This window comes from Gilliamella sp. CG13 (assembly GCF_046635805.1).
GTDB lineage: Bacteria > Pseudomonadota > Gammaproteobacteria > Enterobacterales > Orbaceae > Gilliamella > Gilliamella apicola_I.
Genome location: NZ_JBIDFM010000003.1, coordinates 78,318 through 89,893 on the forward strand (window position 1 = coordinate 78,318; position 11,576 = coordinate 89,893).

General features: G+C 34.6%; 12 protein-coding genes. 3 read left to right on the plus strand and 9 right to left on the minus strand.

What is annotated here, in order from left to right; translation table 11 throughout:
- Positions 1 to 53: 53 nt before the first annotated feature.
- The 5 genes from mdoH to ACGH6R_RS05920 form a co-directional block, all read right to left on the minus strand.
- The gene (mdoH, locus tag ACGH6R_RS05900; protein ID WP_411599150.1) at positions 54 to 2,411 is read right to left on the minus strand and encodes a glucans biosynthesis glucosyltransferase MdoH; all 2,358 of its coding nucleotides are present in this window, start codon (positions 2,409 to 2,411) and stop codon (positions 54 to 56) included.
- A 10-nt stretch (positions 2,412 to 2,421) separates the two neighbouring features.
- Positions 2,422 to 3,984 carry a glucan biosynthesis protein G gene (locus tag ACGH6R_RS05905; RefSeq protein ID WP_267350551.1) on the minus strand — a complete coding sequence of 521 codons (1,563 nt, stop codon included), beginning with the start codon at positions 3,982 to 3,984 and terminating at the stop codon, positions 2,422 to 2,424.
- A gap of 18 nt (positions 3,985 to 4,002) precedes the next feature.
- On the minus strand, positions 4,003 to 4,668 hold the full coding sequence (locus ACGH6R_RS05910) for a hypothetical protein (protein ID WP_267361060.1): 666 nt from the start codon (positions 4,666 to 4,668) through the stop codon (positions 4,003 to 4,005).
- 150 nt (positions 4,669 to 4,818) lie between these two features.
- Entirely contained in the window at positions 4,819 to 5,055 is a 237-nt protein-coding gene (locus ACGH6R_RS05915; protein ID WP_065559551.1) for a YecH family metal-binding protein, read from the minus strand.
- 228 nt (positions 5,056 to 5,283) lie between these two features.
- Positions 5,284 to 7,227: an exoribonuclease II gene (locus ACGH6R_RS05920; protein WP_411599151.1), complete on the minus strand. Its 1,944-nt coding sequence runs from the start codon at positions 7,225 to 7,227 to the stop codon at positions 5,284 to 5,286.
- A 130-nt stretch (positions 7,228 to 7,357) separates the two neighbouring features.
- Here ACGH6R_RS05920 and ACGH6R_RS05925 point away from each other — a divergent pair, with 130 nt between their 5' ends.
- Complete coding sequence (locus tag ACGH6R_RS05925; protein ID WP_411599152.1) at positions 7,358 to 8,113, plus strand: alpha/beta fold hydrolase; 756 nt, start codon at positions 7,358 to 7,360, stop codon at positions 8,111 to 8,113.
- 3 nt (positions 8,114 to 8,116) lie between these two features.
- On the opposite strand, the gene ACGH6R_RS05930 is transcribed toward ACGH6R_RS05925, so the two are convergent.
- From ACGH6R_RS05930 to ACGH6R_RS05945, 4 genes are read right to left on the minus strand one after another with little or no spacing between them, the layout of a single operon-like run.
- Positions 8,117 to 8,443 carry a prepilin-type N-terminal cleavage/methylation domain-containing protein gene (locus tag ACGH6R_RS05930; RefSeq protein WP_411597184.1) on the minus strand — a complete coding sequence of 109 codons (327 nt, stop codon included), beginning with the start codon at positions 8,441 to 8,443 and terminating at the stop codon, positions 8,117 to 8,119.
- Entirely contained in the window at positions 8,430 to 8,861 is a 432-nt protein-coding gene (locus ACGH6R_RS05935; protein WP_267350541.1) for a DUF2509 family protein, read from the minus strand. Before ACGH6R_RS05935 ends, ACGH6R_RS05930 begins: the two co-directional genes overlap by 14 nt.
- Entirely contained in the window at positions 8,848 to 9,408 is a 561-nt protein-coding gene (locus ACGH6R_RS05940; RefSeq protein ID WP_411599153.1) for a prepilin peptidase-dependent protein, read from the minus strand. Before ACGH6R_RS05940 ends, ACGH6R_RS05935 begins: the two co-directional genes overlap by 14 nt.
- A complete protein-coding gene (locus ACGH6R_RS05945) occupies positions 9,402 to 9,881 on the minus strand; it encodes a prepilin-type N-terminal cleavage/methylation domain-containing protein (protein ID WP_411599154.1) in 480 nt (159 codons plus the stop codon). Before ACGH6R_RS05945 ends, ACGH6R_RS05940 begins: the two co-directional genes overlap by 7 nt.
- Before the next feature lie 219 nt (positions 9,882 to 10,100).
- Here ACGH6R_RS05945 and dapD point away from each other — a divergent pair, with 219 nt between their 5' ends.
- Positions 10,101 to 10,925, plus strand: a complete 825-nt coding sequence (gene dapD / locus ACGH6R_RS05950; RefSeq protein ID WP_411597185.1) for a 2,3,4,5-tetrahydropyridine-2,6-dicarboxylate N-succinyltransferase — start codon at positions 10,101 to 10,103, stop codon at positions 10,923 to 10,925.
- A gap of 102 nt (positions 10,926 to 11,027) precedes the next feature.
- The gene (locus ACGH6R_RS05955) at positions 11,028 to 11,519 is read left to right on the plus strand and encodes a YajQ family cyclic di-GMP-binding protein (RefSeq protein WP_267350533.1); all 492 of its coding nucleotides are present in this window, start codon (positions 11,028 to 11,030) and stop codon (positions 11,517 to 11,519) included.
- Positions 11,520 to 11,576: the final 57 nt, after the last annotated feature.

Genomic DNA, 11,576 nt, shown 5'->3' on the forward strand with positions numbered 1-11,576 from the left:
CCATGAGGGTTGATAATTCATAAAAAGAAATAGGGCTAAAGCCCTATAAATTACTATTGACGCTCATTTTGCCATAATTGGAACAAATTGTCGTATTTTTCTTGTTGCAGCCAAATATGGCGATGCAATTGAGAAAGGATGAAAGGATCTTCTAAAATTGCTAATTGTTGCTCTTTAGTAATTTTTTCAAGATCTGTGTGTAAATAGTGATGAACTAATTCGTCACGTACTAATTGATTTTTTTCATTCGCTAAATGACGTGAAGTAGATAATGCACATGCCAGCGCATTATAAACCGGATCTACAAGTGCCATAATAAAGCCATGTTGCACAAAAACAGCCTCGGTTTGTTGTAAATAATCGTCTGTCAATGTGACGGCACGAGTTGGATGCGTTTCTTCAGGGGTTAAAAATAAACCTGCTTTTTGAGCTTTGATTCCCACACTAGAAAGTCCCGAAACACGAATAACCAATGGAGAAATAGTTAACGGTATCAGGATTGCAATGTACCAATAGGTAAATTGCGGGTTGAGCCAAATTATTATCGCTAACCAAATAATGCCTAATATTGACAGTGGCCAGCAAAAATAGAATGACTCGCCCCATGTTAACGCGTCATCATTTCGTGAAGGGGATTTCCACTGGATTTTACTACCCAACCATGCTTTTACCACAAATTTACTATGAAATATCATGCGGATAGGGGCTAAAATCATCGACCATATCATTTCAATAAGGATAGATAAGGTTAATTTAAAAATTCCACCTACGTCTTTTGCTCTGGTTTTGGCAATGATAATACCGTAGCTAAAAAATTTTGGCGCAAATAATAATATTAACGTTGTCGATAATAGTCTTATTGCTAACTGTTCATCCCATTTAGGCCAAGTAGGATAAAATTGATTGGATTGGTAAAAATATTGTGGTTCTGAAATGTTAAATACCAATAATAATAATGTAGAAAAGATTAAAAAGACCAACCATAAAAGTGACGATATATAAGCCATACCACTGGTCAAAAACATAATGCGGTGGGTGAAGGTAATTCCACTTTTAAAGATTAATCTTAAATTGATTAGATTTCCCATACACCAGCGATTATCTCGTTTAAGATCTTCAATCATGTTGCCAGGAAGCTCTTCATAGCTACCATTAAGATTATAAGCAATCCAAACTCCATAACCAGCCCGTCGCATTAATGTCGCTTCCACAAGATCATGTGACAATATATGAAGAGGCCCTTTACGTTTTTGTAAAGGCGACAAAATACAGTGTTCAATAAAAGGTTTTAAACGAATCATCGCATTATGTCCCCAATATTGTGCTTCACCCAATTGCCAAAAGTGAGTACCTGAACAAAATATATCACTATATATTTGATTAGCGAATTGTTGAATACGCCCATAGAGTGTTTTCATTCTGACTGACTTCGGAGGGGATTGCAAAATACCTGCATTAGGTGTCATTTCCATCATGGCAATCATTTTTAAAATACAGTCGCCAGTCATAATACTGTCTGCATCAAGAATCATCATATATTCATATAAATGACCCCAACGACGACAAAAATCATCGATGTTACCACTTTTACGTTTTACGCGGCGTTTGCGGTGACGGTAAAAAATTTGACATCCGTTATCGGCTTTTTTAGCGTTGAAATCAGCCCAAGCTTTCAGTTCATTAACATAAAGATCGGGATCATTGGTATCACTTAAAATGTAAAAATCACAACATGCGGCATGACCGGTTTCGACGAGTGATTGGTAAGTTGCTTCTAATCCGGCAAACACACGTGCCACATCTTCATTACAAATTGGCATAACTAAAGCAGTGCGATGCGTATTGTCAATATGGGATACAGGATCAGTTGGAATCGGTATGGTGAATCGATCTTTACCTATGACCGCTAAAATTAATCCCATAATACTTGTCCAAAAACCAATTGAGATCCAACAAAACAAGATAGCAAACAGGACTATTATAATTCCTTGAATAATATAGGGAATTACGTTATATATTGCCAGTTCAGGATTTAGCTGCCAATTAGCCATAAAATTAATTTTGTCCCAACTTTGATAGGGTAGCAAAGAAGATAAATAATTTGTGCCTAAATAAGTTTGAATGGCAATCAACAAAAACATGATCAAACGCCGAATTGTGGCAATAAAACTTCTATTTGGCTTGGATTTTGCTTTGAAAGGTTTATTCCAAATTTGAGGTTGGATTGCTACACGCTCAATGTCTGGATAGGTAGGTTGTTGCTTTCTGTCATCATTAAAATCACGAGTATCACTAATTTGATGCAAGCGATACTTCAAAAATGCCACATCATCAGAAGGCATTTCCTGTTGATTTGATTTCTGACACCAGTTATCGGCGTCAGAAAGATGTGAAAAGTAATCATTTTTCATAGGATTATCACTATTGTGCAGGGTATTGACCACTCCATGTTTCGGATAAAATTTCGTTAGTTTTCTCAGAAGCTAATTGAATACGAATATCAGTGGCTTTTTTGTTATCTTCAACATTAAACCTTACAATGACACGCCATCCTTTAGTGACTGAATTATATTGTGAGTCTGTGCTAACAATCGATCCATTGGTGATACTTGAAATCACCTTAACAGGTATTTTATTGGATAATTGAGGTCCTGCAAAATCAATGACGTAAGCATTAGAACCATCAAGTTTACGAATTAGATTTGCCTGTTTGATATCGCCTAGCGATAAACGCGTACTAACTGCTCTGGCAACATTACTTGGATAACGTTGCTGATCATTTAACGTATAGTGTAATCGATAGCTAATATCAAGAACATCACCAGCATTGTACTGTTTTTTCGGAACCCAGAACGTTACGATATTATCGTTAGTTTCATCGGCGGTCGGTATTTCAACGAGTTCCACACGACCTTTTTGCCAATCGCCAAGAATTTCTGTCCAAACACTTGGTCTTTGCTCATAATGGTCGTCAAGGTCTTGGTAATCTTGAAAACCATTATCACGTTGAATCAAGCCAAATTGTTTAGGGTTTTCCAAGCTATAAGATGAAAACGACAGACGCTTAGGATTGTTTAACGGACGCCAAATCCATTCATTATTGTTGGTTAAAATGGATAACCCATTGGAATCATGCATAGCAGGGCGATAATTCAAAATTGGCGAAGGTTGATTTGGCCCGTATAAAAACATACTGGTTAAGGGTGCAACACCAAGTTTTTTTACTGATGTACGGAAGAAAACTTTAGCTTCAACCGTGACAGTGGTATCAACACTTGGGATTAACGTTATTTTGTATGCACCTGTTACACTAGATGAATCAAGAAGCGCATAAATCACTAAATGTTTCTGATTCGGTTCGGGTCTTTCTATCCAAAATTCTTTAAAACGTGGAAACTCTTCTCCCGATATTTCACCTGTATCGATAGCAAGCCCTCTCGCTGAAAGACCATAGATTTGGTTTTTACCTATTGCCCGAAAGTAACTACCACCGAGTGCAGTAAAAACTTCATCATCGGTTTTGGTTGGCGAATTGATAGGATAATGTACTTTAAATCCCGCAAAGCCTAAATTTTTAGTATCTAATTTATCTAAGTGAATCTGACTAAGATCAAAATAACTAGGATCATATTTTATTTCTTGAGCGTGATTATTGACGACCTCATTAATCTTAACGGGGGTATCGAAATACATGCCTTCATGATAAAACTCAAGTTTAAAACGAGTATCTTCATCATTCCAATAAGCTTTTTGATGATTAAATTGAATTTTCTGATAATCTGCAAATTGTAATGATGCAAGTTCACTCGGGATATTTTTGGATGGTTGCTGATAAGCTTTTTTTGACAAGTCTTTAGCTTTGTTTATCACATCCTCATACGAAAATGCCCAAGAAGAAAAGCTAATTAACGAAACAGCACACACGCAAAATATTTTGCATGTGACTGTTTTATAAAATTGGCTGTTTGGCAATAAATTGTGCATAAAATACTCACATTGGGTTTATCTAAATATATTGAAATAATTAATAATATTATCTTTTGGATTGCCTAAACACTTTTCAACATAATCGTTTTTCATTTCTAAAATAATACTTGGGTTTTGGTCAATCAAAAAGTGAGCATAATTATCTTTATTGATTTTAGAATAGAGTGCTGACATATCTTGCTCAGACATTTTAAATAAGGGTTGATAGTAGTTGGCAATCTTGGTTGTATCTTTTGTATAAATTGCCGAGACAAAATCAGCAGAAAGATCACAATAATTTTTGATATTGCTGCGAGATGCCTTGATTTTATTCAGTTCAATTTGACGCTCAGCTTCGTTTTCTTCAGTTATTTTTTTGAGTTGCAGATCAGATTTCAGCTTATAATATTCAGTCAAATAAAAATTTAAAACACAAAAGGCTGAATTATTATCATTTTTACACGTTAGCAATCCTCGCTTAATAACATAGTTATTAAAATTTTTGTTGCCAATTAATTGAGCTAGTTGATTTTTTGCATTAACAACATAGGGATTGTTATATTCAGTTTTATTTTGTAAAGCCAATAATTGATCTGTTTCAGTATTCCCTTCAGCTTTTTTCTGTGACAAATCAGATCGAAGTGCGCAACTTGAAACAAGAATAGCAACAATGGCACATGTTAAAATATTACTTATTTTCATATATAAAATTCCATGAACTTATTCTTGAGTTATAATTCAATAGGATGCTATATAGCTATTATTAAAAAAATTATATACTTTTTTTTATAATAACACTTTATAACAACGTATTTTTTTGTAAAAAATGTGATAGAACTTACAACTTTATCATTAGTGGTGACAGATCTTCTGAATATTAACTGTAAATTGTGTATTTGTTACAGGTGAAAATTTTGCTTTCGCTTTCAAAAAAGCAATCAGTTCAGATGCATTCATATCTGTTTTAGAGCAAGTATGAAATTTAGCATGTTTTCCAAATCGTTGTTCAATAGCTGCCAGTAGAGATAATTCTGTGTAGCTATTCCCTTCCATCATTTGTAAAACTTCATGACCATGAATTGATACCATAAATCCCTCTTGATGTTACCGATTAATGCTATAACAACGACACTTTTATAACCCATTTATCTTATAAAAGCAATGTTTTAACAAGGTTGGGAAAGATATCAGATCTTATCACGAAACAAAAGGATTTAATCGTTAAGATATTGTCAATATATGATGCCTTGATGCTAAATAATTACAGCATTAGGTAAAGATTAATTATCATTAATCTGCAAGGCATCATATTTTTAATTATTCATTAATATTTGTTAATTTAACGATAATTGATTGATTTTCATTTTTTACTTGAAATATAGAAACAGGGATAATATCTGTGAGTTTATAACCGATGTTATCGTTTATTTTAATCACGCCTTCATCGGGTAATGAAACGATTTCTTCCCTTACAGAATGTAGCATGGATAAAGGTAAAAAAGCATAAGCACCAATATCGGTAAGACGAACTCTGGCACCGCCACGATTGATATCCACAATTTCAGCTGTGTATGTTTGACCAATTTTATCTGATAAGTATTGAGCAAATAGATTTTCGGCCATATCTCGTTCTGCCAATCTTAACATTTTTCGCCGTTCATTCATGGTTTTGAGTTGATTTGTATCCGGTGGTGTTAACGCTTTCTGGCGCATATAAGCTTTCAATAAACGATGATTAACCATATCGCCATATTTACGAATTGGTGATGTCCAAGTTGCATAAGCGTCAAATCCCAATCCAAAATGAGGTTGAGGTTCAATTGAAAAATCAGCCGGACTTTGGAATTTTCGTAATCGCATGGCTAAAAACGGATCATTATCAATGATGCGACGAAGTTTTATATAACCTGCAAACGAAGTTAGTGACGTTTTATCAAACTCAGTTATCCCGTTGTCGGCTAGAATTTTTAATATTTGATCCAGATATTTGGTATCAAAACCGGTGTGAATATTATAAATACCAAAACCAATTTTTTCATTTAACATCGTGGTTAATGCTTGGTTTGCAATCACCATGACTTCTTCAACAATTTGATTAGCTATGCGACGCGGTTCTTTTATAATAGCTTCAACTTGGCGATTTTCATCAAGTACGAAACGGTAGTCGGTTACATCCTTAAAAACAAGTGCATTTTCTTGTCGCCAATTTATTCTGACCTTAGCTAAATTGGCTAAAATATTAAGTTGTTCGGGTAAAGATGAATGACTTGAAGATAATTGCTCATTGTTTTCCAAGAAGTCAGAAACATTGTGATAAGCAAGTTTGGCTTTCGATTCTATCCAAGCAGAGGTAAAACTGATGCTATCAAATAAGATATTCCCTGATGAATCAAGTTTTAGCTTGCAGACCATTGCCGGGCGTTTTACATTCGCTTGCAAAGAACATAAATCATCGGCTAACTCTTTAGGTAACATTGGGATATTGAAATCGGGAAGGTAGGTCGTAAAATTCCTCATTTTTGCAATATTATCAATATCACTATCTTTCAAGACAAATGCTGTGGGATCGGCAATGGCGACATGAAGATTAAAATTACCTTGTTCATCCATATTAACCGAAATCGCATCATCCATATCTTGAGTGTTTTCACTATCTATGGTAAAAAAACAGATGTCAGTTAAATCTTGACGATTTTCAAGCTCTTTTTCAATAATCGATAAAGTATCAGCTTGCGGTACTGTTGTTTCTAAATTATAACGTGCTAGTGTTTTAAGCCATAATTTGTATTTTGAATCATCTTCAACGATGAAATCGGTAATGGTTGCAACAAATTTTTTTTTGTCTGCGTTCAAAGGATGTGAAATTAGTGTTGCAACGACCCAGTCATTTTCTTTCAATTTTTGTGGAAGTTGACTATTTACTTTGCAGGGGATCGAAAAACTACTAGGCATGTTTTCTGGATAGATAACCATTGAACGGTCTTGGAAACCTATTCTTCCAATAAATGATTCTAATGCGCTTTCAAGTAATACTTCAGGTTCAAAAGATTCTTTATCATTGCTTTTGACAACGATTCCAGAAACTTTGTCGCCATGACAAACGGTTTTCATTTTAGCCATTGGTATAAAATAACTGGTTTTGTTATCAACGTCTAAAAAACCGAATCCTTTCTCATGGGCTCGGACTGTGCCTTCAATGCGTGGCGTTTGTTGATGAAGCTCTTGCTTTAATTGTGCGAGTAATGGGTTATTTTGAAACATATGACTTAATATATAATGAAAATAAGTGCTGAATTCTAACACATTTATAGCTTATATTGTTACAGAATTAATCACTAAATTATTATCAACTATTGGAATAAATTTTAAACATAAATATTAGAGTGGAAATATGAAACTAAACTATAAAATTCAGGGCGAAGGACAGCCTATTTTATTTTTGCATGGTATGTTTGGTAGCTTGGATAATTTGAATATGTTAGCAAAAGATTTTGCTCCGCATTATCAAACTATTCAGGTCGATCTGCGTAATCACGGACTTTCGCCGTGGTCAGATGAAATGAATTATGACGCTATGGCTAATGATGTTGCTGAGCTTTGTCATGAATTACAATTGAAAAATCTTATAATTGTCGGCCATTCAATGGGTGGAAAAGTAGCAATGCAATTAATTCGAATTGTGCCTGAAATTATACAGAAAGTTGTCGTCATGGATATTGCACCCGTAAAATATTTACAGTCACCTAATTTTGATGTTATTCAATCATTAGAAAAGTGTTGTTCACAGCATATTACTGATAAAAAACAGATTATGCATATTATGGAGCAACAAGGTGTGAATACAGCGACTATCTATTTTTTATTAAAATCATTTAAAAACGATCACTGGCTATTTAATGCTAACATTATTGTTAAAAATTATTCTGATTTAAGTGATTGGCAAGCAGGCTCGCCCAGTATGAAACCCATTTTATTTATTCGTGGTGGGAATTCAACATACATAGCTGATCAATATTTGGATACACTGTTTTCGCAATTTCCACAGGCTAAAATTGTAACTATTGAAGGAGCCGGTCACAATGTTCATGCTGAAAAAACGGCTCAAGTGTTAATGGCATTGCATGAGTTTATCGAAAATAAGATTTAATTGTTATTGGCAAAATAATCGTTGTTGCTCACTTTTATCATAATTAGGTATAGTAACGGTTATGATTACCAGTGTACATTGATTATTATAGGTTTTATTTTGTACGAGGTATGTCCAATGTGTTGGAATAATATGTTGGGCAATATCAGGATAGCTATCGAGTAATTGGAAGATAACCTGATCAGCATGTAGTTTGTTGGTAATGTAATGGCGCTGATGAAATAAGGCTTTTTCCAACTGCATAAAACTAAGAAGAATGATTGAAAATAGTAGTGAGGCGATCAATACTTCAATCAAACTAAAACCGCCAGCATGTTTATTCACAATCATGACTTCTTTTCTCTGGGCAATAATCAAGCCACTGTCCTTTATGAACGATGAGTTTGCCATTGTCTAAATGCGCTAAAGTATAAAGAAAAAACCCATTAGCTTCTCCTCGTACTAAAATGGCATTATCGTGACTCAAGTTCGATTGTTTAATACAAACTTTTAATTGTAAATTTAGCTCATGTTGGCATTGCCAATGGGGTTTAGGGCGCTGCCAACGTTGCGTTATTGCCCAACTTAATGATGAACTGGCGGTATTAAATTGTTGATAGTATCGTCTTTCTGTCATGGCAATTTTTTGCCATGATGCAACTAAAATATGAAATCCGAACAATAAAGATAAGCCTATTATCATTAAAATAATCACCATAACAATAGCGCTAAACCCCGATTGGTTAACAAAACGATTACCTGTTTTCATTTTTGATTATCTTGGTAAGGTGATACTGAATATGAGCATGTTTTTTTAATTCAGCAGTTAACTTTATTTCAATTGTCTGACTGCGTTGCTTGATACTAAATTGAGTGACGTTCACATCATTTGGATCAAACAGGCGTTGCCAATTCAAACCATCACATTTTGTGGCTGCGTGTTTGTATTCAAGATTATTTTGGTGATAGCGAAAAGTAAAGACATCAAAATAAGTAGAATATAAAGATTTGCGACTCCCATTATCACCTAATCTACTGTCATAACGAATAACAATACAATCTTGTCGATCATTAATTTCAATGGGTTTAAATTTTATTTCTGTAGAAATATGATGCGTAAACCCAGCACGCTTAATATCTTTAGATAAGCCAGCCAGTGCTTGATGAACTGTTTGTTGTAAATGTGATTTTAAATAATCATCACTTAGCCGCATTTGGAGTTGTTGATAACATTGACTTGTGCCAATCAAAATTAAACTTGCTATCATTAAACAGATTAATACTTCAAATAGCGAAAATCCTGATTGTTTTAACATGGAGGCATACCGGATAGATAACCTTGCTCATAACAAAAGCGAACCCTTCCTCGAAATGAGATAAAAATTTTTGTTTCGCCTATCTGATTATGAAGTTTTAAAGAAGCTGTTTGTGCCATGTTTCTTCGTCCCCAAAAGGAAATGATTTTTTTATTGGTCAAACCGCTTATTTCCACCGAATTGTTGGGTTTAATATATCGTAATTCACCCTCCATACAGGAATTGGGTTTATCGCCTTTACTGGCAACTAAACACCAAGGCGAGGAAAAAAGATAGAAATGATAAGTATGATTATAAGTGTATGCGTTAATTTGCACTTCGTTAAAAAAATGCGTTAATTGTTTAGTGGTGGTAAGTAATTCTTCTTTAAATTGTAACGTTTTCCATTGTGTTACACCAATGGAAGCAAATATGGCACAAATGCCCACAACAACGAGCAACTCTAATAAAGAAAATCCTGAATTTTGCATCATACATATTGGTTAAATTAGCAATATGATGATAGTAAATAATGACATTCAAATAACGATTTTTTATTGTCAAAATTGGAACACATTTCACAAATTAATGTCCTTTTTATTAAACAGTATTAAGATGATATGACAAACCGCTTAAAAAGTGCCGGATATTATATTATACTGTCAATCCTGATTAAATTTGCCAACGGACTTAAAAGTTAAAGGAAACAAGAGATGCAACAATTACAAACTATTATTGACGCCGCATTTGAACGTCGTGCGGAAATCACACCATCAAATGTAGATGCTGTTACACGTGATGCAATTAATCAATGTATTCATCTATTAGATAGCGGAAAAATGCGTGTCGCTGAAAAAATTAATGGTGAGTGGGTCACCCATCAATGGTTGAAAAAAGCTGTATTGCTCTCGTTTCGTATTAACGAAAATCAGTTGATCAATGCTGGTCCAACTAATTATTACGATAAAGTGCCGTTAAAATTTGCTGACTATGATGAAGCTAGATTTGCGCAAGAGGGTTTTCGTGTTGTTCCGTCTGCCATTGCGCGTAAAGGGGCTTATGTCGCTCGTAACACCGTATTAATGCCATCTTATGTTAATATTGGTGCTTATGTTGATGAAGGAACAATGGTTGATACATGGGTTACAGTTGGTTCATGTGCCCAAATTGGTAAAAATGTTCATTTGTCTGGTGGTGTAGGTATTGGTGGAGTCTTAGAGCCATTACAAGCTAATCCAACGATTATTGAAGATAACTGCTTTATCGGTGCCCGTAGTGAGATTGTAGAAGGCGTGGTAGTTGAAGAAGGTTCGGTTATTTCAATGGGCGTATTTATTGGGCAAAGTACCAAAATTTATGATCGTGCAACCGGTGAAGTTCATTATGGTCGTGTGCCTGCAGGTTCTGTTGTTGTTTCCGGTAACTTACCAACTAAAGATGGTAAATATAGCCTTTATTGTGCCGTTATTGTTAAGAAAGTGGATGCCAAAACTTTAGGAAAAGTGGGTATCAATGAGTTACTTCGCACTATCGATTAATTTTTTAATCGCACTTAAAAATGCCACTAACTAAGTGGCATATATCTTTGTATTTTTCTTAGAATTCTATTTATATTTTTAATCTTTTGAAGAGGAGAGTTTATGCCTTCTTTCGATATCGTATCAGAAATCCAAATGCCAGAAGTGAAAAATGGCGTCGAGAACGCGTCACGTGAATTGACCACGCGCTGGGATTTTAAAAATGTTGAAGCTTCGTTTGAATTGAACGAAAAAAACGAGACTATTAAAGCCACCAGTCAATCTGAGTTTCAAGTTCAGCAACTTCTTGATATCTTACGAGATAAATTGGCTAAACGTGGTATTGATGGCGGTGCTTTAGACATTCCTGAAGAATTGGAGCATAGCGGTAAACTTTACAGTATCACCGTCAAACTGAAGCAAGGTATTGATAAAGAGTTAGCTAAAAAAATAGTGAAATTAATTAAAGATAGTAAAATTAAAGTTCAAGCTCAAGTTCAAGGTGATCAAGTTCGTGTAACTGGTAAGTCTCGTGATGATTTACAAGCGACAATGGCTTTAGTCAAGAATGGTGAATTAGGACAACCTTTTCAATTTACCAATTTTCGAGACTAAACAACGCTTAAATTTGCCGATAATGTTGTCGGCAAGTTTGCTTATTGAATATCCGGT